This window comes from Streptomyces sp. NPDC001709 (genome assembly GCF_053596375.1).
Window position 1 is genome coordinate 1 of record NZ_JBSFGB010000030.1, and the last position, 19,013, is coordinate 19,013.

19 protein-coding genes and 1 pseudogene are annotated in these 19,013 nt (G+C 68.7%); 10 read left to right on the top strand and 10 right to left on the bottom strand.

Annotation, left to right across the window (positions count from 1 at the left end):
* Positions 1 to 237: 237 nt before the first annotated feature.
* The gene (locus ACWC0C_RS34160) at positions 238 to 918 is read left to right on the top strand and encodes a DUF998 domain-containing protein (protein WP_450868007.1); all 681 of its coding nucleotides are present in this window, start codon (positions 238 to 240) and stop codon (positions 916 to 918) included.
* A 287-nt stretch (positions 919 to 1,205) separates the two neighbouring features.
* Here the strand turns inward: ACWC0C_RS34160 and ACWC0C_RS34165 are convergent, their stop codons facing one another.
* Together ACWC0C_RS34165 and ACWC0C_RS34170 are read right to left on the bottom strand one after the other, a co-directional pair.
* Entirely contained in the window at positions 1,206 to 1,658 is a 453-nt protein-coding gene (locus ACWC0C_RS34165; RefSeq protein WP_450868009.1) for a hypothetical protein, read from the bottom strand.
* A 178-nt stretch (positions 1,659 to 1,836) separates the two neighbouring features.
* A complete protein-coding gene (locus ACWC0C_RS34170) occupies positions 1,837 to 2,046 on the bottom strand; it encodes a transposase (RefSeq protein WP_450868010.1) in 210 nt (69 codons plus the stop codon).
* A 546-nt stretch (positions 2,047 to 2,592) separates the two neighbouring features.
* On the opposite strand from ACWC0C_RS34170, the gene ACWC0C_RS34175 reads away from it, so the two are divergent.
* Positions 2,593 to 3,885, top strand: a complete 1,293-nt coding sequence (locus ACWC0C_RS34175) for a cytochrome P450 family protein (RefSeq protein ID WP_450868011.1) — start codon at positions 2,593 to 2,595, stop codon at positions 3,883 to 3,885.
* A gap of 391 nt (positions 3,886 to 4,276) precedes the next feature.
* Here ACWC0C_RS34175 and ACWC0C_RS34180 read toward each other — a convergent pair whose 3' ends face one another.
* Positions 4,277 to 4,741, bottom strand: a complete 465-nt coding sequence (locus ACWC0C_RS34180; protein ID WP_450868013.1) for a DUF2199 domain-containing protein — start codon at positions 4,739 to 4,741, stop codon at positions 4,277 to 4,279.
* Between the two features lie 700 nt (positions 4,742 to 5,441).
* Entirely contained in the window at positions 5,442 to 6,149 is a 708-nt protein-coding gene (locus ACWC0C_RS34185; RefSeq protein ID WP_449196627.1) for an NAD(P)-dependent oxidoreductase, read from the bottom strand.
* Positions 6,150 to 6,266: 117 nt separating this feature from the next.
* Here ACWC0C_RS34185 and ACWC0C_RS34190 point away from each other — a divergent pair, with 117 nt between their 5' ends.
* The 3 genes from ACWC0C_RS34190 (at position 6,267) to ACWC0C_RS34200 (ending at position 7,964) form a co-directional block, all read left to right on the top strand.
* On the top strand, positions 6,267 to 6,983 hold the full coding sequence (locus ACWC0C_RS34190; protein WP_450868014.1) for a TetR/AcrR family transcriptional regulator: 717 nt from the start codon (positions 6,267 to 6,269) through the stop codon (positions 6,981 to 6,983).
* Positions 6,984 to 7,043: 60 nt separating this feature from the next.
* Positions 7,044 to 7,529 carry a transposase family protein gene (locus tag ACWC0C_RS34195; RefSeq protein WP_450868016.1) on the top strand — a complete coding sequence of 162 codons (486 nt, stop codon included), beginning with the start codon at positions 7,044 to 7,046 and terminating at the stop codon, positions 7,527 to 7,529.
* 222 nt (positions 7,530 to 7,751) lie between these two features.
* Positions 7,752 to 7,964, top strand: coding sequence for a hypothetical protein (locus ACWC0C_RS34200; protein WP_450868018.1), 213 nt, complete (start codon positions 7,752 to 7,754; stop codon positions 7,962 to 7,964).
* 440 nt (positions 7,965 to 8,404) lie between these two features.
* Here ACWC0C_RS34200 and ACWC0C_RS34205 read toward each other — a convergent pair whose 3' ends face one another.
* Positions 8,405 to 8,881 (bottom strand): alkylmercury lyase family protein, encoded by a 477-nt coding sequence (locus tag ACWC0C_RS34205; protein WP_450868020.1) that lies wholly within the window; start codon positions 8,879 to 8,881, stop codon positions 8,405 to 8,407.
* Positions 8,848 to 9,282: a hypothetical protein gene (locus ACWC0C_RS34210; protein WP_450868022.1), complete on the bottom strand. Its 435-nt coding sequence runs from the start codon at positions 9,280 to 9,282 to the stop codon at positions 8,848 to 8,850. Before ACWC0C_RS34210 ends, ACWC0C_RS34205 begins: the two co-directional genes overlap by 34 nt.
* A 129-nt stretch (positions 9,283 to 9,411) precedes the next feature.
* Between ACWC0C_RS34210 and ACWC0C_RS34215 the strand changes: the two genes are divergently transcribed.
* A complete protein-coding gene (locus ACWC0C_RS34215) occupies positions 9,412 to 9,882 on the top strand; it encodes a heavy metal-responsive transcriptional regulator (protein WP_450868024.1) in 471 nt (156 codons plus the stop codon).
* Here the strand turns inward: ACWC0C_RS34215 and ACWC0C_RS34220 are convergent.
* From ACWC0C_RS34220 to ACWC0C_RS34230, 3 genes are all read right to left on the bottom strand, one after another.
* Entirely contained in the window at positions 9,836 to 10,918 is a 1,083-nt protein-coding gene (locus ACWC0C_RS34220; protein WP_450868026.1) for a PP2C family protein-serine/threonine phosphatase, read from the bottom strand. The genes ACWC0C_RS34215 and ACWC0C_RS34220 overlap by 47 nt on opposite strands.
* A 382-nt stretch (positions 10,919 to 11,300) precedes the next feature.
* A complete protein-coding gene (locus tag ACWC0C_RS34225) occupies positions 11,301 to 12,059 on the bottom strand; it encodes an MBL fold metallo-hydrolase (protein WP_450868027.1) in 759 nt (252 codons plus the stop codon).
* Between the two features lie 103 nt (positions 12,060 to 12,162).
* The gene (locus ACWC0C_RS34230; RefSeq protein WP_450868028.1) at positions 12,163 to 13,140 is read right to left on the bottom strand and encodes a GlxA family transcriptional regulator; all 978 of its coding nucleotides are present in this window, start codon (positions 13,138 to 13,140) and stop codon (positions 12,163 to 12,165) included.
* Positions 13,141 to 13,482: 342 nt separating this feature from the next.
* Between ACWC0C_RS34230 and ACWC0C_RS34235 the strand changes: the two genes are divergently transcribed.
* The 4 genes from ACWC0C_RS34235 to ACWC0C_RS34250 all read left to right on the top strand — a co-directional run bounded on the left by ACWC0C_RS34235 (position 13,483) and on the right by ACWC0C_RS34250 (position 17,885).
* Entirely contained in the window at positions 13,483 to 14,214 is a 732-nt protein-coding gene (locus tag ACWC0C_RS34235) for a hypothetical protein (RefSeq protein ID WP_450868029.1), read from the top strand.
* A gap of 279 nt (positions 14,215 to 14,493) precedes the next feature.
* Entirely contained in the window at positions 14,494 to 14,634 is a 141-nt protein-coding gene (locus tag ACWC0C_RS34240) for a hypothetical protein (RefSeq protein WP_449196634.1), read from the top strand.
* A 47-nt stretch (positions 14,635 to 14,681) separates the two neighbouring features.
* Complete coding sequence (locus ACWC0C_RS34245) at positions 14,682 to 15,128, top strand: hypothetical protein (protein ID WP_450868167.1); 447 nt, start codon at positions 14,682 to 14,684, stop codon at positions 15,126 to 15,128.
* 303 nt (positions 15,129 to 15,431) lie between these two features.
* Positions 15,432 to 17,885 carry a tetratricopeptide repeat protein gene (locus tag ACWC0C_RS34250; RefSeq protein ID WP_450868031.1) on the top strand — a complete coding sequence of 818 codons (2,454 nt, stop codon included), beginning with the start codon at positions 15,432 to 15,434 and terminating at the stop codon, positions 17,883 to 17,885.
* Positions 17,886 to 18,188: 303 nt separating this feature from the next.
* On the opposite strand, the pseudogene ACWC0C_RS34255 reads toward ACWC0C_RS34250, so the two are convergent.
* Positions 18,189 to 18,965: pseudogene (locus ACWC0C_RS34255) on the bottom strand (NAD(P)H-dependent oxidoreductase); the annotation flags it as partial.
* Between the last annotated feature and the right edge of the window lie 48 nt (positions 18,966 to 19,013).

Below are 19,013 nucleotides of genomic sequence, written 5' to 3' on the forward strand. Positions count from 1 at the left end.
GAGCCCGCCCCCTTGCGGATACCTCATGTGACCGGCCTACCGCGACAACCACCACTTGTCAGCCACGACATCACGCCAACAAGGTCAGTAACCGCTAACCCAAAGCCAGCCTCGCCTTGCTCGCCTTGTTCCCGTGGGGTCTGCCCTACCTCGTACCCGGGGGCTTGCCGGAGTGCCCGAGGTCAGCGGCGCATGATCCGCTGTTCGCACGTGAACCGTGCGAGAGAAGGTGGATAGTTGAAGCCACGGATCGGATACGCCGCGTGGGTCGCTGGTGTGGCACAGTTCTTTGTGGCCCATGCGATCGTCGAGTCGGCCTGGACCAAGCCATACAGTTGGGCACAGAACAACATCAGCGACTTAGGGAACGCTCACTGCGCCATGCAGTCGAAGCCCGAGCCCCGCTACATCTGTTCGCCTGAACACGGCCTGATGGACGCCTCGTTCATCACTTTGGGAACGCTCCTCTTCGTCGGTGTCTTCTTCACCAGGTCCGTATGGCGTAGAGGCGCGACCGCGCTCGTGGCCCGAGGGCTGCTGGCCTGCGCCGGCGTGGGATTCGTGTTGGCCGGGCTAGCGCCCGCGGACGTCCACGAGAACCAGCATGTCCTCGGTGCGCTGCTCATCATGGCCCTGGGGAACATCGGTCTTGTGCTGGCGGGCTTCGGCCTCGCGGACGATGTGCCGAGACCGCTGCGCTGGGCGACCAGCCTGCTAGGAGCCATGGCGATCACGGCTTTCGGGCTCTTCCTCTCCCACCGCTATCTCGGACTCGGGATGGGAGGCATGGAGCGGGTAGCAGCATTTCCCCTTCTGGTATGGGCACTCGCAGCCGGAGTCCGCGGCTTGTTCCACCAGGCGACTCGGATGCAGGAGGCGCCACCGAGAAGGCATGGCACGCAGGCCGCCCGCAGCTGATGCGACGTCCTGTAGTCCGAGCGCTGGTGTGTGCGCGGTCGGTGAGGGGTCCTCGCTGAAGGCCCAGCGCGGCGCGTACGCCGAGGCGTAACCGTTTCTCCACATCGCCTGGGAACCCGGCGGCGACTCCGCGTACGGGACGGCGGCCGCCGGGTACGGACTCGTCCTGCATCGGCTGGGCCGCCTCGCGGAACCCATCGACCCACGGCGGCGCTGACGGCGTGACGCTGCCGACTGGAGTTCTAAATGGCGAAGTCAAGCTGTGTCGGAGGAACGGAATTCCGTGATCAGTCGAACCAGACCACGAGTCGCACGTGTTCGGGTCCATGCAGCTCGGCAAGTGTCCGCATCACGTCCCAGACCGGCGCCCAGTGGGTCCCCGGCCCGGCGACCGTGCTGCGGCTACGCGTGCCGGACCGATCGGTCTCGTCCCAGTCGGCGGCTGCCAACTCGGCCCAGCTGATCCACGTTGTTGCGGGTGCGTCCTGTGGCCCACCCCACGCGTTGAACACGGCCCGCAACCCGTCCGAGGCGTCGTCCGGCAGGCCACGGTCTTCGGTCAGCGGCTGGAATCCGAACGAGTTGCGGACGCCGAAGAGGCAGGCGAGTGCGTCATAGGCGTTGCCGGTGTTGAGAAGAAAGAGGTCGATGGCGGGGTGCCAAACCGCGTCCTCGTCATCCTCGCCCCAGATCCGGGCCAGAGGTCTGCACTCGATCATCCCGCTCACGTCGGTGGACATGTTGGCAGTCTGCCGAGAACGGACAAGGCTCGTCGACTCGATTGCGCTGCTGAACCTAACCGGTGGGCTGCGGTGGGGTGACTTCGTAGAGGCGCCGGTCCCGAACCAGGGCCCACAGCACGTTGATTCTGCCGAGGGCGAGGGCGAGGGCGATCACGGCCTGGTGTGGCGTTTGCCGTCAGCGCGCTTGCGATCGTAAAACGTCCCGGAGACCTCGGCGATAGTGACGGGGCCGGGTGCAGGTTGCCGTTCCGCTTCCCGGAATCGTGCGGCGCACCGGAGCCAGCCCGGCGAAGGCCGCGAGCGCGGACGGGCTCGTGAAGTCCGCGAGGTCGCTGCCGATCGCGGCGAGGAACTCGGTGCCCGGCAGTGGACCGATGCCGGGCATCCCGGCCAGGACCTCGGCGAGTTCGTGGGTCCGGAGTCTGGCCGCGATGAGCTGGTCGACCGCGGCGACCTTTAGGTTCAGGGCTTGGAACCGGAGCCCGATGATGGCCTCGTCGCTGGGGCCGCAGCGATTTCAGGTTCCGGCGGGTGCGGCCTGGTCAGCGATGACCAGCGCGTCGCGGGCGTCGGTCTTGCCGTCGCCCTTGTAGCCGTCACCGGCCCGGTTGACCACGTGGCAGGCAACGGCCATCTACAGCGTCGGACCTGGCCCACGAGCACGCTCAGGGGCGGGAGCCAACTGCGGCGCTCAGGCACAACATCCCCGAAGTCGTCACATGGCCGGCGACGCTGAATGTGCCGGACCTCCGTCACGGGCGTCGGCGGAGCCGAAGGCGAGGCCGGAGTTGCCGGCCCCCGGCTTCGGAAGTCAGCCGGGCTTGAGGGGCCGGGCCCTCGGTCGAGGCGTCCCGGCAGGACGGACTTGTACAACCAGCCTTCGATACCGCACTGTTGGCCGGTATTCGTCCATACGGTCAGGAGTCCCGGCTTGCCCTCCCACACCCCCGCTCTCGCCCACGTCGTCGACCCCGCCGGCGGCTGCCCGCACGCCCTGAACGCCGACCTGCGGGCCCGGGGGCCCGTTGCGGACATCGTCCTGCCCGGCGGGGTACCCGCAGCGGTCGTCCTGGGGCACGAAGCGCTCAAGGAGTTCCTCTCCCACCCCGACGTGGCCAAGGACGCCCGCCACTGCCCGGCCCTGAACGACGGCACGATCCCCGCGGACTGGCCGCTGCGGGTCTTCGCCAACGCCCAGGGCATGCACACCGCCGACGGCGCCGACCATCGTCGGCTGCGCTCCCTCGTCGGCAACGCCTTCACCGCCCGCCAGGTGGAGCGGCTGCGGCCGCGCATCGAGGAGCTGACCGCCGGACTCCTCGACGACCTCGGCCGGGCCGCCGCCGAGGACCCGGACGGCATCGCGGACCTGCGCACCCACTTCGCGCTCCCGCTCCCGATGAGCGTCATCTGCGAGCTGCTCGGCGTGGACCCCGAGCACCGCGGCCGACTGCACGACCTCACCTACACGGTGGTCATCGCCACCGACACCACTCCGGCGGAGGTGACGGCCGCCGTACGCGAGCTCGTCGAGCTGCTCGGCACGATCGCGGCCGCCCGCCGGGCCGCCCCCGGCGACGACCTGACCAGCGCCCTGATAGCCGTCCGCGAGGAGGGCGGCGATCGACTCAGCGAGGCCGAACTCATCGGCACGATGCGCCTGATGCTGGTCGCCGGCCACGAGACCACTCTCAACCTGATCAGCAATGCCGTACGGGCACTGTGCACCCACCGCGACCAGCTGGCGCTGGTCCTGGATGGCAAGGCCACCTGGTCGGACGTGGTGGACGAGACGCTGCGCTGGGACGGCCCGGTCAGCTGGTTCCCCTTCCGCTACCCCACCCGCGACCTGTCCCTCGGCGGCACCGTGATCCCGCAGGGCACCCCGGTCCTCGCCGGCTACACCGCCGCCGGGCGCGACGAGGCCTTCCACGGCCCGGACGCCGACCGCTTCGACGTCACCCGGCCCGGCGCGGCCCGGCACCTCTCCTTCGGCCAGGGCGCGCACTACTGCGTGGGCGCCCCGCTCGCCCGCCTCGAGGCCACGATCGCGCTGGAACGGCTCTTCACCCGCTTCCCGGACCTCAGCCTCGCCGTCCCCGAGGCCGAACTGCCCCGCCAGCGCAGTTTCATCGGCAACAGCGTCGAAGCGCTCCCGGTTCGGCCCGGTCCGCTCGGCCCGTCCGGTGCGCCCGGTCCGGCACTGAGGCGCGCTTCCCGCTGACCCCTACCGGCGTGCGGCGGGCAGCGACAGTTCTGTGCTCAGCCAGCCCAACGCGTCGGCGAACATCGCCCCAGATCTGGAAGTTGCGGCCGCGGACGAGGCGGACGAGGGACTTGACGCGGACCCCGCTGCCCGCCGCGGCCCGGACAAACGCCATGTGCGGGCCGCCGTCGTACGCAGCGGCCGACGGCAGCGCGAGGCCGGCCCCAGCGGTCCTGGAAGACCGCTGCCCGGTCGATCTCCGCAGCAGGGATCCCGCGCCCGATCCCACGTCGCGGTGGCGCCGGATGTCCTCCTGAGGGACACGGATGCCGTCCACCTCGACGACGAACCTCCGGGCTCTGCGGCTCGGTCCGGTGGGCAAGAGCGGGATCGCCGATAACGGAGTGGGTCACCGCTGCTCGTCGTCGCCGGAGTGGAGCACGGCCGCGGCGATCTCCCGCACGCGGTCCAGGGTGATCCCCATGCGCTGTTCGACGGCGAGGGGATGGTCGGTGGGCTCGAGCTCGACGCAGGGGCGCTCACCGACCGGGCGGGTGTGGACATGCGTCTTCAGGTTGAGGGTCGTGGTCGAGTAGACCGGCAGATCGGTGGTGAGCCAGCCGAAGTACGGCTTCTCAGCCTCGCGGCCGGGCCTGTCCCAAAGGTCCACCGCCTGGGAGAAGTTCTCGCGGCTGAGCGAGACCCAGACGCCCCAGGAGAACACGACGTCGCTGCCGATGACCGGTATCTCGATCAGGCCCTTGACGAAGTAGTGCTGCCTGCGGATCACGCACTGGTCCGACGAGAGCATGCAGTCGTCAGCGCCGGCGAAGGCCGGATCCCACACGGCCGGAGCCTCGGCCGAGTAGTTCATGGGCAGCTCAGGGTGGTGGGCCCCGCAGCACGTGCATGTGAATCCGAGATCACTGGTCATGGTGCTGGAGCTAGTGACGGGCTCCGGTACCACCTCGGGCGGGAGCCCCCTGCCGTCCGCTGCACGGCGGGCCATCCGCTCAGGCGGAGCGGCCCGGCACCCCTAGAACCCAACGGCCGACAGCGCTCCAGTCGGCGGGGCTGGTGGCACCGAGCGGCCTGCGGCGTGATCGCGGAGGCGCCGGGTCAGTTCCGGCAGGTCGGAGCCTGGGAAGCTCACCTGGAGCAGTCGCAGGCGGAACCGTGACGGGAGATCCTCCGTGAACATCGCCGCGTCCATCGGCTTGATTGTCATGCCCCACGCCCCACGCGCCCGGCGCCGCCCAGTGCGTCATCCGCACGTAGAACTCGAAGCATGTGGCTACGTTCCGGTCGCACTCGGCTGCTAGTACTGCATCGAGTTGCTGCCCGGCTCTCTGGCGGGATTGTGACTGAGCGACCTAGCCCGGTTCAGTCCGCGGTTGCGCGATGGCTACGGCCACATGCGGACCTGTCGCGCAGCTGGACGGGCAGCACCTCTCCGAGCCCATGTCTGGGCTGACGACACTGGAAGGCTGACCAACCAGGTTGGCTCAGACGGACGTTGCCCTGGCCCGTGGGGGAGTTCATGAGATCCCCCACGGGCACGTGGGCTGTGGCCTTCAGTAGCCGATGGTGAAGCGGCGCTGCACGAAGCGCGGCAGCTCCGCCTCATCGATCAAGGCCATGGCCGCGTCCTCCACCGAGATGCGGCTGCGACCGTCAGCGTCCAGGACCGGCTGGTCGCCGCCGATCCGGAAGTGGCCGGTGCGCTCGCCGGGGCTGATCTCCTCCGCGGGGCTGAAGTAGGTCCACAGCCGGTTCGAGGTCCGCAGGACGGCCAGGGCATCGCGGTGACCGCGTACCGCTGCGGCGTATTCGCGGGGCAACCCCAGCTGGTCGAGGGCGGCGTGCAGCAGCTCGTCGGAGTCTGCTCGCACCACTCCCGGTTCGATTTCGAGGCTGCCGGCGCCGCCGATCACGATGAGCCGGGTCCGTGGGTGGCTCTCCAGAGCCTTCAGCAGGGCCCGCGCCGCCGTCACATAGACGGTCGGGTCGGCGATCGAGCGCCGGACGGTGTCCGCGAAGTCCCTGGCGGCATTGCCCGGCTGGAATCCGCTGATCAGGACGTCGAGTCCGGGCAGGACGCCGGCGATGCTCTTCGGGTCCAGGACGTCGACGCTCGTCCAGGTGATGTTGTCCCGACGCTCCTCGCGCTGCGCCTGAACTGCGTCCCGGCTGAACGCCTTGACGTTGTGACCGCGGTCGAGAGCTTCGTTGACGACCCGGCTGCCGATGGTGCCCGTGGCTCCGATGACTCCGATGTGCATGGTTCTCCCCTGTGCATGCAGAAGTGGAACGTCACTATTGGTGACGCCGTGCAGAAACTATACGCCGTGAAGTCTTCTATACGGCACTCAGTAAGTCGACGCTGTAGAGTGCCGGGTGTGATAGTCACGGGAAACAGGGGAAGGCGCGAGCGGCTACGGGCCGAGACCACGGCCGAAATCAAGAAGGTGGCACTCGCGTTGATGGCCTCGGGCGGGCCGGACGCCATCACCCTGCGAGCCATCGCCCGGGAGATGGGCATGACCGCCAACGCGATCTACGGGTACTTCCCGACCAGGGACGACCTGGTCACCACGCTGATCAACGACGTGTACACCGCCTTGGCCGACGCTGTGGAAACGGCCTGGGAAACCACGCCCTGCACCGATCCCGCCGTCCGGATCGAGGCATGGGCCAACGCCTTCCGGACCTGGGCCCTGGTCAACCCCCAGGGGTTCCGCCTCATCTACGGTGACCCAGTGCCCGGCTACCTCGCCCCCGAGGGAGGCCCCGCCCCGGATGCCGCACGCCGGGTCTGCACCGGGCTCACCGCTCTCGCGGCAGCCGCCTGGCCCCACGCCCGGCACCTCTACCGGGACAGCGCCTTCGACTGGTCCGACTTCGACCCCGGGCTCCTCGAGAAGGTGCGTCCCGCCTTCCCCGACTTGCCGCCCGCAGCCGTCGCCCTCGCCCTGCGCATCTGGGGGCACCTGCATGGACTGGTGTCACTGGAGGTCTACGGCCACATGCACACCCAGACCACCAGCCCGGAGAAGCTCTTCCGGGAGGAACTCGCCCAGCTCGTACAGACGCTGGGCGTCCCGCGTCGGCGCTGAGCGTCCCAAGCGCCGACAGGCTCTGTGAACTGCGGAATTGGGCATGCCCAAAGTGTGAGGATGGAGAGGTTCGCAGATCTCCTACTCGCCGATCGGCGGGACGCAGCCGGGTGTGGTCTGCCGGGGCTGTGCCCGGATTGTGCTCAGCCCGTAACGCGTGTGCACAGTCGCTACTGGCCCCAGGTCACTGATCTGCCCGTTGTCAGCCAGCGGGTGGTCATTCCCCTTCGGGTTCGCCGGTTTCCGCGGGAGCAGGCCAGGTGCCGACGCAGGACCTTCGTGGAGCAGGTCCGCGGACTGACCGAACCGTTTCGGCGCGCCACGACGTCACTGCGCTCGGCGATGCGCGCGATCGCCATGGAGTTGGGTGGCCGTCCCGGCCAACGGCTCTGCCGCCAACTGCTCCTACATGGCGGACGGGCGGAGCTGCTGCGCCTGCTCAAAGCAGCATCCGCACCGGAGCATGATGTTCACCAAGGCCGTCCGTCGGGCCACTCCGCACGCCCAAGAAGTGGCGGGATCGCTGGCCCCCACTGGAGAACCTGACGGTGGCCGTGGAAAAGACCTGCCGCCAACGCCGCGACTGCCTGCGCGAGCACGTCACCCGGCACGTCCCAGTGCACGCCAATGAGCCTGCGCACATGCCCCCCACCCCGCTCCCTGGAACAGGGTCCGCAACGCCACCAGGACGTCCAGGCTCTGGCACGGGCAGGCTGGTCGCTCAGTGCGATCGGCCGGCGCCTGGGTCCAGGGGGCCTAACGCCCCATATGCCTTACATCCAAGCCCGCTTCGCCGCCGCCGGACGCACCGTCTCCCTCCAGCTCTACCGCGAGATCTGCGACCGCGGGTACACCGGCAGCCGCCACGTCGTCAGCCGTTACGTCGCCCAGCTCCGCGACGGCACTGCCGTGCCCGTTGCCGCGGTGATCCCCGCTCGACGCAGGATCACGGCCTGGATCATGCGCCCCGAGAGACGCTGAGCCGGATGGAGACCGCACCACTCGAAGACGCGCGGCTCGCCTGCCCAGACATCGCTGCGTCCTGCGACGTCGCCCGAGCCTTCACGGACCTGGTCCGCCATCGCCGTGGCCACCTGCTGATGGAATGGATCAAGCAGGCGGAGCGAGACGGGCCGTCGCCGATCCGCGGCTACGTCGGCTACCTCCGCCAGGACCTCGATGCCGTCACCGCCGGCCTGACACTCCGTACAGTTCCGGTGCGGTCGAGGGCCATGTCAATCGGATCAGGACCATCAAGCGCCAGATGTACGGGCGAGCCTCCTTCCCGCTGCTGAGAACCCGCACCCTCGTGCAGCGGTAGTCATCACGCAGGCGCACTTCCGGATGCGCCTGCAGCAGAGGGTCGTGTCGGGAATGCCCCCCTGCCCCTCACTGAGCCGGGCGGCACGTACGTCGCCTGATCAGACGGGCTGATTGCCGGCCGGCAGCGGCCCGAAGATCTGCCGCCCGATGGCCTCGGCCCGCTTCTGGCCGATGATCTGGCCGCGCACCTCCGGGTGCGCCTGCAGCCAGGCGTGGGCGGTGGCGGCGGAGGTGAAGAAGTTCAACGCGTCGCAGCACACCTCCGCGGCAGGGCCGGGACAAGAGCGGCGGCCGACGCCGACGACTGCCCCTGCCGGTTGCCAGACGGCGCGGCCGTCGCGGTTGGTGACCGTGACCGGGTCGCCGGTGATGGGATCGGATGAGTGGATTACGACGTCCTTCCCGAGCATTGCGGACATGCCGAGGGCGTCGATCGCGCACATCGACCACGCCTGTACCGTGCCGTCGATGACGACCCGGTGGGGGGTTGGCGTGGCGGAGAACGGGTACGCCGCCGCGATCCGTCCGTCCGCGTCCAGGCTCAGGAAGTCCTCCCCGGCCAGTTCGGCCAGCATTCCTGACCGGTGGCGGCGAAGTGACGCAGCACCGCCTGCTGCACAGCCCGCAGGCCCCGCTCCTGCAGAGCCAGCCGTCCGCGTCCGGCCCGGCCGACCGGATCGAGAACGTCGTTCTCGCAACAGGTGTTGTCGGGGTCATCCAGTCCGGCCGCGTCCAGCGCCTGGCGCAACTCGGCCAGGCTCGGGGCGCCGTCCGTGGTGCCGTCAGCGTGACGGTAGAGGCGACACGACACACTCGGCGCCGCCGTGCCCGGGGCGAAGGGATCGATGCCGTCGAAAAGGACGGTGGGCGATCCCGTCAAACCCCAGCGGGCCCCTTCCGCCTCAGTGAAGACCGTCACCGACTCCACCTCAGCCGCGCGTCCGGCCAGCGCGGTGTTGACGCGCTCCCGCGCCACGGGGCCATTGGGGCACTCGGGAACGGTCAGTACCGTGATCCGCATCGCCGCCTACCTCCCGGTCCGGTCCCTGCACCGACGACGCTAGACCTTCCAGTGCGCTGGAAGGTCAAGGGCTAGCCTGGAGGTGTGCGTATCGGGGACCTGGCCACCGCAAGCGGCGTGACCACCAAGACCGTCCGCTTCTACGAGCAGGCTGGTCTCCTCCCGGCACCACCACGGACCCCCGCCGGCTACCGCGACTACCCGGCCGAGACCGTCACCCGCCTGGCGTTCATCCGCGATGCCCAGCACGCGGGGCTCACCCTGGCCGAGATCCGCGGCATCCTCATCCTGCGCGAGAGCGGACAGCCTCCCTGCGACCACGTCGGCGACCTCATCCAGCAACACCTGACCGAGATCAGCCAGCGCATGGCCGAACTCCGCAAGACCCGCGCCATCCTCCGTGACCTTGCCCGCCGCACTGCCACGGTCGAGCCCGCCACCTGCACCGACACCGATATCTGCCGCATCATCCGCCAACCTGAGTTGGCCTGCTCTGGCCACGGTGGTGTCAGAGTGCGCGAGGGCCATGCAGCCTGCTCTCGCCTCCTTCGTTGAGCCGTTCAACGAGGAGCATCGCCGCGTCGTCCGCCAGGTAGCCGTGGGTGTGCCGGATCAGTTCCTGGTGCAGCTGTTCCAGGAACTCTGGCGGAGTACAGGGGTGCACCGATTCTGTGGCCTTGGGCAGGGGGAAGAAATCGCCGTTGGGGCTGCGGGCTTCGATCACGCCGTCGGTGTGCAGCAGAAGACGGTCACCCGGTGTGAATGGGTAGCTCTCCGCTTTGGCAGGCGGAACGGTGATGAAATCTTCCAGGCCCAGGGGCGGCAGTGGGCAGGCGGGAACGAGGGCCTTTACCTTGCCTTGGTGGAGCACCAGCGGGGGCGGATGGCCGCGATTGACGACCTGAACCACGAAGGCGTCCGAAACCTGTGCCACGAGCGCGGTGACGAAATCCTCGGTCAGATCGTCTTCGTCCGCCTGATCAACCGCGCTGAGCGCTGCCCGCTCGCGTTCCAGGGCTGCCGCGCAGTGATTCACCACCTCCGCCAGATCCTCGTCGTAGTGCGCAGCCTCCCGGAACGCACCCAGCACGGCTGCGGCCAGGCGCACGGCGGGCAGCCCCTTGCCGCGGACGTCTCCCACGATCATCCGGACCCCGTACCGGGTGTGCAATGCCTCGTACAGATCGCCACCGATCTGCGCGCCCATCTCTGCCGCCAGGTACTTGCTGGCCATCTGGACGGGACCGAGCCGGGGCGGCACAGGCCGCAGCAGAACCCGTTGTGCTGCCTCGGCGACCCGGCGAACCTGGTTGAGCTCACTCTGTCTGCGCGTGCGCACTGCACTACTCATGGTGACACTAGCTGTCGACACTACGAGGAGGGAGATGAGGTTGCTGTAGACCTGGCCTCCCCAGCTGTGGTGGAGGGTGGCCGTGATGACGGTGACGGCGAAGGCTCCGGCCGCTGCGGAAAGGGGGCCTTTGGGGCCCATCGTCAGCGAGGCCAATGCCGGCATGGCAGCGAGGAGAGGACCGGTGATCACCGCGTGTGCAGGGGAAAGCTCGATCCCCAGCGCGAGCAGTATGATCACGAATGGCACACACTGCGCGAGTCTGAAGAGGCCCCGGCTATGACCGCCCGCCACTGATGGACTGGATGGGCGGATGAGCGACCGCATGACTACAGCCTGCCTCCCCGATGTTGGGTGTTCCACCCGGCGCCGTCATGAGCGCTCGCGATCGTCATGCGGCCGCTGAATGCTGCGGTCGTCCGGATAGCCGTCGTACGGAGCCAGGTGCCGAAGCACCTCGCACAGTTCTGCCCAGCCCACCCTGGCCTGCATCCTATGTCTCCTCCACCGTCGAGGGCCCTGGCGGCTGCCGAAGCGGTACGGCTGGAGCCCGCAGCATGTCCGGGTGGGAGATCACGCCGGGCGACACGTGTAGGCGACGGCGCCCGAGCCGGCCTACCCGTCAGGCTGCGTCGTTTTCCGTACGGACTGAGATTCGTCCGGCTGCTTCGAGCCGGGACAGCCGTTCGTGTTCCCGGGAGGTCCAACGTCGGACCTGGTCGGGCTCCAGTGGGGCGCCGTGCCCAACGTGGAGTCTGGTGGGGTTCAGGGCAAGCATCTTCCGGAGGCTGGCCAGGTTGCGCAGCGGGTCGTCGTGGAAGGGAGGGTTGGCCGGCCTGCCCGGGATGAGGCCCATAAAGGAGTTGGCGATCAGGTCGCCCGCGACGAGGTCTCCTTGGTCAGTGAGGACGGAGATCGAACCGGCAGTGTGTCCGGGGGTGGGCATGATGCGCGCCGCGATCCCAAGGTCCTCCAGGTCCGTCTCACCCCGCACGAGTACGTCGGGGTGGAACGGTTCCGCCTGGATGTGCAGGTTCTTGTTCTTGGCCATGAGGCGGCCCATCGGGCCGGTGGGCAGGTATGGTTCGCGGACCCGGCCGTTGCGGAAAGGGCCGAGGTCGGCGATGTGTCCCGCTACCGGTGCCCCGGTCAGGCGGTGCAGTTCGGCAGCGGAGCCGAAGTGGTCGATGTGGCCGTGCGTGATGATGATCAGCGACACGTCGGTGGGGTCCACACCGTGTGCGGCGACCTGCTCGTAGATCCTTCGGCCGCTGCCGGGTGTCCCCGCGTCGACGATCACGGGCCGGCGGCCCAGCAGCAGGTATGCGTTGATGCTGTGCCGGCCCATGACCGGGATCGGGACGACCTTGGTTCGGGACACTGATTTCTCCCTGGTTGTGTCGTGTAATGCCGCTCACGCGGGCATGACCGTCTTCCGCCGGGCGGCGGTCCACGGGGCGGTCGGGGGAGGGGCTGCGTTGGGCTTAGCGGAAGCGGCGCCGGTATTGGGCGGGGGTGGTCCCGAGGCGGCGCCGGAAGGAACGGTGCAAGCTTTCCACGGAGCCGAGGCCGCTGATGGCGGCGATCTCCGGCAGGCTGCGGTCGCTGTCCTGGAGCAACTGGCGGGCGGCCTCCAGCCGGACGGACTCGACGTAGGCGGCCGGGGTGGTGCTGGTGCGCCGGCGGAACAGCCTTGAGAAGTGGCGCACGCTCAGGTGCAGCCGTGCAGCCAGGGCTTCGGCGGACAGATCCTCGGTGAGGTGCTCGCCGATCCACATACACAGGTCGTCGATCTGGTCGCCGGGGGCAGCCGGAACGGCGAGCGGGACACTGAACTGGCTCTGGCCACCAGCGCGTTTGACATACATGACCATCATGCGGGCGGTGGCCAGGGCGAGTTCGGGTCCGTGATCCACGGTGACCATAGCCAGCGCCATGTCTATCCCCGAGGTGATACCGGCACAGGTCCACAGACGGCCGGCCCGGATGAAGATCGGGTCCGGATCGACAGTCACACGCGGGTGGTCGGCGGCGAGCCGCGCGGCCGTCATCCAATGGGTCGTGGCGGAAAGGCCGTCCAGCAGGCCCGCCGCGGCCAGCAGGTGCGCGCCCGAGCAGATAGAGCCCACCCGGTGCGTCCCGGGCACCGCTTCACGCAGCCAGTCGATGATCCCGCTGTCGAGCACCGGCTCCACCCTGTGGTCGTCCACATGGACGGCACCCGACACGAGCAAGGTGTCCACGTTGCCGTTCACCTCGTCCAGTGTCAGGTCGGCCATCAGCCGGATCCCGCTGGAGGTGACCACCGGTGCACCTTCGGCTGTCGCGATGCGGACGACGTAGCCGGGTCGGCCGGTGCCGGCGACCCGCGTGGCGACCGAGAACACCTCGGCCGGACCTGTGACGTTGAGCAGTTCGACACCCGGGAAGGCGGCGATGACGACCCTGTGCGGTGGGAGCATGCGCCGATCATTTCGCCCCGCCGCGATGGCCGCAATGACCAGGTTCTGTCAGATCCGGACACGAGCAGACAGTCAGGCTCCAGGACCGGAGTCATCCAGTAGGGACCTCATGAGCGCCTTCAGCCTCCCCCGGCGGTCCCGACCCGTAAGCGGGGCGACCCCGTCACTGCGTCGCAGCACGAACCAACCGGGGAAGCCGATCGACCCTGGGGATGTTCACGGCTCTGGCCGCGATTTGGTGAAGCCGTCAGGAACGAAGCACGTCAGCTGAGTCAGGCGCTGCGCCCGGCAAACGCTGCCCGGTAGGCAGTGGACCGCCGTGGCTGCATAGGATCACCGGCCATGACCCCCAGCAGGCTGGGCGACCTGATCGCCATCGGATTGATCGACCGTCTCGACGCGCATGACAGGATGCTCCTGGAGCGCCGCGCACGTCTCAAGTCCGCTGGCGAGGAGCCTTTTCCCCTGGATCCTCGCGGCTGGTGGTACGCGGTGCCCGGTGCGACGTACGAAGGGCTTTTCGAGGCGCTCGGTCTGCACGACCGCTTCCCGGTCACCCTGGACGAGGGCGCCGACGTGGAGGACCTGCCGTTTCGCAGGGGTGCGCTTCCCACCTTCATCACTCCTGAACTGGACGGCTGGCGGCTGATCTTCGGCAACCTTGTCGATCTGGTCGGCCTCGGGTGGGACGAGTGGATGGGCGCGGTGGAACGGCTGAGCGCCCACTGCGGCCAGGCGCAGATGTTCTACGAGGACTCGGCGGCGGGTGCCGACATATGGGTGGTCGCCCACCATGGCCGCATCCGTCGGCGATACGCGGCAAGGAGCAGCCCGGAGTGGATCGGCGACCCACTCCCTGGGGAAGAACTCCGCATTGACGAAGCCGACTTCGATCCTAACCTCGACGGAGCTGTCCCGAATGAGGGGATGGCGAGCGTGGGTCACGCCTGCGGACGGCTGTCCGTCGATCCCCGCGCTATCGGCGCCACCACTCGTATGTGCGGCCACGGCTGGCTCGCGCTCAACCAACCAGGCATCGGCCACAAGAACCTGAACGCTCTCGTGTACCTGTGAGTCGGCGCTCACTCGACGAGACTGGCTTGCCGTGTCCCTGATGGGGCGATGGAACAGCCCGGAGATGCGCGATGGTCCGAGGCGAGGGGGACAAACATGGGGGCCAGCGGCATTTTCGGAGGTGTGCCGCGCGTCCCGCCGACATGTTCCGCTTCACGACCGGCGACCTGGCCCCGCTGTACGGAGCGGTCCCGTACACCTTCGGGGAGGCCGTCGAACGGCTCGGGACCGCGCTGAACCTGGACGAGGTGTGCGGGCGGCTGGCGCGGAGTGGGCTGGTTGGACGCGCTCACGGACGAGGATCTGGTTGCGGCACTGGGCAAGCTGGGGGAGTGGCAGCTGATTGACGTGGTGCAGAACCACGTTGACAACCACCGCACGGCCGAGGAGCACGAGCGCAGGACCTGCAGTGCTCGCTGACCCGGCGCGGAGAGGCCGTGTTCGTGGGCGTGCAGCGCGCCCACGCTGTGCCGGCCTCCTCCGGTGCCCTGCGGACGGCGGTGTTGGACGCCATCGCCGATCGGCTGTCCACCCTCGCCGAACTCCTCGTGGACGAGGGATCGGCCGACCGGCAGGTCTTCATCACGCTCCAGGAGCTGGAGGCAAGGGCGAGGCGGACACCGTGGCCTACCTGCCGACGTCTCCTCACCGATCCGACTCCGCCCGCTGAGCAGATAGCAGGCGTTGTCTGGGCCACACCTGACGCGGCTGCCGGGGGAGGACGCCGTGGCATGGGCGCCGTGGCATGGGCGCTTCACGGGCACCGCTGCCGATACCGAGGAAGACTCCTCCCAAGAACGCCGCCGTGCAGCAGGGCTCTCGGCCTGGTCTTGCTGAACACGTCACGACTGGCCGAGCTTCTGGGATGCGGTGGAACTCCTGAAGGACTGCTCGCACGGGATGCTGCGCACTGACGTGCGGTGCGCTGGCTTCGCTCGAACTGCCGACGCGCATGACCGGGAGACGCACTGCCGACCTACCGGAAGCCGAGGCTCTGGACAAGGCGGCCTTAGCTTTCGCAGAGCCGACGAGGCGGTCCCGTACGCCTGCCCAACCCGTCCCTGCACATCCCTTGCCGATCCAGGCGTGGAGCCGTGTCCGAGTGGGCATGTGCTGTTCGCTCAGCGGCGGTGGGGGTGGTGACCATAAGTCCCAGGCGACGACGTGAGGCGCTGATATTGGCGTCCGGCCCCGTCTTAGGGGCCGGTGTGGGCGCGGTGACGAATGTCGTCACCACCACCTGGAACTGGTGGCTCTTCGGCACGCTTCTCGTGCTGGTCACCCTTGCGGCCGTGGGTGCGGCTCTGGTGCCAGGCGGCGGCCCTTCCACGGACGATCCCGCCCCGGATGACGCGTCCGCAGGCCACAGCGGCGGCCCGAACACACTCCCACCGGGAACGGCAGTGTTCGCCGGCCGCGACAGCGCACTGGAGCGGCTCTTGACCGCCGAGCCAACCTCGGCTGCGGCACGGCCACTCGTCTGCCTCGTCACGGGCCGCTCGGGGAGCGGCAAGACGGAACTCGCCGTCCAGGCCGCTCACCTTCTCGTCGACCGTTACCCGGCCGGCCAGCTCTTTGTCGGGTACCGCAGCCATGCGGAATCGGCCGGCCGGCTCCGCCCGGAGGATGTCCTCGCCGCGGTGCTCGCCACCGTCAGGGCGGCTCCGGCGACGATGGACTTCGATCTGGAGAGCATGAGCAGTCAATGGCGGTCCGCCGTCGGGAACAGGCCGTTCGTCATCGTCCTCGACGACGTGGCCGAAGCAGCCCAGGTGCGGCACCTGCTTCCGGCATCCGCCCGTTCGATGGTCATCGTCACCAGCCGGCGCATGCTGCCCGGCCTGGACGCGGACGTGCACGTCGAGGTCGACGCCCTGAGCGAGGACGCCGCCCGGTCCGTGGTCAGCGACATTCTGCGCCGAGGCTCCCGCACCGTCGACGATACCGTGATCGCCGCGGTGGTGGCCCTGTACCGTCTGCCGTTGACCATTCGGCACATCGCCGACCGGATCGTTGCCGAGCAGACGCCCCTCGCCCTGCGCGCCGAGCCGCACCTGCCCGCGCTCGGCGAAGGGCTCGAACCGATGCTGGCGACGATCCAGGCGCTCGAGCCGGTGGACCACCTGGTCTTCCGCCGGATGGCACTCCACCCCGGGCCCCACGTCACTGCCGCGAGCGCGGCCGCCCTCGCCGACCTGTCTGTCCCGGAAACGGCCCGCGCGCTCGCCCTGCTGCATCGGCACGGTCTGGCGATCAGGCCCGATCCGCACGGCTACGGCTTCCACGACCTCGTACGGTCGCTGGCGCAGCGGGAGAGCTCATTGCGGGACGATCCCGCCGCGCGCACGCAGGCACGAGAGCGTCTGTTCCGGCTCGTGGCCCGACAACTGGTACGAGCCAACAACAGCATTCACGCCCCTCTCGTCATCGACGTCCCCGGAGCCGGCGGGCAAGAGTCTCAGTCCCCCATGACCGAAGCCGAGGCACTGGAGTGGCTCCGGCACTACTTCGACGACCTGCGGTCGGTGGCTCGGCTTGCCATCGACCATGGTTGGCCCCACAGTTGGCACCTGACAGCAGGGCTCGCCTACTTCATGCGCATCCGGCGGAACATCCCGCAAGCGGAGGAGCTGAACGATTCCGCGCTGCAGATCGCGCTCACTTCACAGGACGAAGCCGGACAGGCCCACTGCAGGGGGCAGTTGGCTGCCCTGCACCGCGCTTCAGGGCGGTACCGGACGGCCCTGGCGCTCGCCCAGGAGGCCACGGACACCTTTGAGGGGCTGGGCGACGTCCGCAATCAGGCGTACTGCATGAGTGAAGTCAGCATGAACCTCTACCACTTGGCCGACTACCCGTCGGCGCGCGCAAGGATGGTGCATGCCGTCGATCTCCACCGGCACGAGGGCCAGTGGCGCGGCGAGGCCAATGGCCTCGGAGTCCTCGGGATGATCAGCAGGGCGACCGGTGACTACCGAGGAGCACGGGACAAGCTGGCCCAAGCACTACACATCTACCGTGAGAAGGGGAACCACCGCAACGAGGCATGGATCCTCATCGAACTCGGCACCATCGACCGGCTCACCGGGGACTACGAGAGTGCCGAGAGACGGTTCGCGGCCGCACTGCGAATCAAATCCAGGGCGTCGGACCGGAACGGCTGTGCCTGGGCCCGACGCGAGATCGGGATCGTGAAGAGGATCCTCGGGCACTACAGCGAGGCGCAGTCCCTGCTCGAAGAGGCGTTGCGGGAGTTCACTCAACTGGATGGCAAGCGGAACATCGCGGACGCACACGTCGAACTCTGCACGCTCCAAAGGATGGCGGGGCACCTCGCCACGGCACGGGAACACGGCGACACCGCACTCCAGGCGTACAGAAGGATGGGAAATCTCCGAGGCGCCGCCTGGGCGGACGTGGAGTTGGGCGTCCTTGATGCCGAGGAAGGCCGATTGAGCTCCGCGGCCGAGCGGTTCGAGAGCGCGCGCGAGACGTATGCGCGGATCGGTGACCGTTCCGGCGCCGCCCGGGTCCTGCTGGAGCTCGGCAAACTCGCGCTGCTCCGGGGGCAGGCTCGGGCGGCGAGGCCGTATCTCGAAGAGGCACTGGCGCGCTACAGCGACCTCGGTGCGGCGCAGGTCGGGGAGGCGCGAGGCCTCCTCGAAAGGTGACCGGTTGGAGGCGGGGAGCGGATCGCGCTGCGCGCAGCCGAGACTGGCCGTGCGATCTTCTGCGACACCTGGCGCGATCCATCGGGGTACGCGGTCCTCATGCTGCACGGCACTTCCGGCAGCCGGGACCAGCCACACCCGCGCTCCTGCTGCTCTACCAACTCGGCATCCACCTCATCTCCTACGACCGCCCGGCGTACGGCCGTTGCACGCGTCTGCCGCGTCCGCACTCTCGCTCACGACGTGGCCGCCATCGCCGACCACCTTGGGCTGGAGGAACATCGGGTCCGCGCGTCGGGGTCGGCCGCGTACGTGCAGCCCGAAACCCGTGCGGCCCGCGGGCTCCAGTCCCTCCTTCAGGTGCAGCGAGGGGATCTCGTAGTCACCGAAGTTCTGCCGCCGGAACGCGATCGGCTCGGTCGACTCCAGGGTGAGCAGGCGTTGCTCCCAGGCCTTGGCGACGTCCGGGTAGTCCTCGCCGGTCAACCGGTCTGTGCCGTACAGCACGAACGGCGGCAGCACCTCGATGCCCGGGTAGTAGAGGATGCCGTGGTGGATCGGGAACAGCAGATCGTCGATGGGGCCGTTGATACCGCGAGCGGCGTAATGCGACTCCGGGCCGCCGGCGGTCACCGACAGCAGAGCCTTCCTGCCCGCGAGGGTGCCCTCACCGAAGCGCTCGCCGTACCTGGTGTCGCTGTGCTCGCCGACGCCGTACGCGAAGTGGTAGGTGAACACCCGGTCCACCCAGCCTTTGAGGATCGCGGGCATCGTGTACCACCACAGCGGGAACTGGAAGATGATCGTGTCGGCCCACAGCAGCTTCTCCTGCTCGGCGAGGACGTCCGGGGTGAGCGTCCCGGCGTCGAAGGCCCGGCCCGAGTCCAGGGCGACCTTCAGCGGATTTGAGGCGTGGGGGCCGTAGTCCGCGGCGTCCACGACCGCCTTCCAGTCCATCGCGTACAGATCGCTGACCCGTACCTCGTGCCCGGCGGCCTCCAATGTGGACACCGCGAGGTCCTTCAGCGAGCTGTTGAGCGACTTCGGCTCCGGGTGGGCGTAGACGATCAGCGTCTTCATGGGAACTCCTTCGGATGGGTGCCTTCGATTCTGGGCGCCGCGGCGCCC

Excerpts from the sequence above, each read along its gene's own strand:
- ACWC0C_RS34195 (WP_450868016.1), top strand. The coding sequence starts at position 7,044 with ATGGAGAGGTTCGCAGATCTCCTACTCGCCGATCGGCGGGACGCAGCC.
- ACWC0C_RS34205 (WP_450868020.1), bottom strand. The coding sequence starts at position 8,881 with ATGCTGGCCGAACTGGCCGGGGAGGACTTCCTGAGCCTGGACGCGGAC.
- ACWC0C_RS34165 (WP_450868009.1), bottom strand. The coding sequence starts at position 1,658 with ATGTCCACCGACGTGAGCGGGATGATCGAGTGCAGACCTCTGGCCCGG.
- ACWC0C_RS34230 (WP_450868028.1), bottom strand. The coding sequence starts at position 13,140 with ATGCTCCCACCGCACAGGGTCGTCATCGCCGCCTTCCCGGGTGTCGAA.
- ACWC0C_RS34200 (WP_450868018.1), top strand. The coding sequence starts at position 7,752 with ATGCCTTACATCCAAGCCCGCTTCGCCGCCGCCGGACGCACCGTCTCC.
- ACWC0C_RS34185 (WP_449196627.1), bottom strand. The coding sequence starts at position 6,149 with ATGCACATCGGAGTCATCGGAGCCACGGGCACCATCGGCAGCCGGGTC.
- ACWC0C_RS34170 (WP_450868010.1), bottom strand. The coding sequence starts at position 2,046 with ATGCCCGGCATCGGTCCACTGCCGGGCACCGAGTTCCTCGCCGCGATC.
- ACWC0C_RS34235 (WP_450868029.1), top strand. The coding sequence starts at position 13,483 with ATGACCCCCAGCAGGCTGGGCGACCTGATCGCCATCGGATTGATCGAC.
- ACWC0C_RS34180 (WP_450868013.1), bottom strand. The coding sequence starts at position 4,741 with ATGAACTACTCGGCCGAGGCTCCGGCCGTGTGGGATCCGGCCTTCGCC.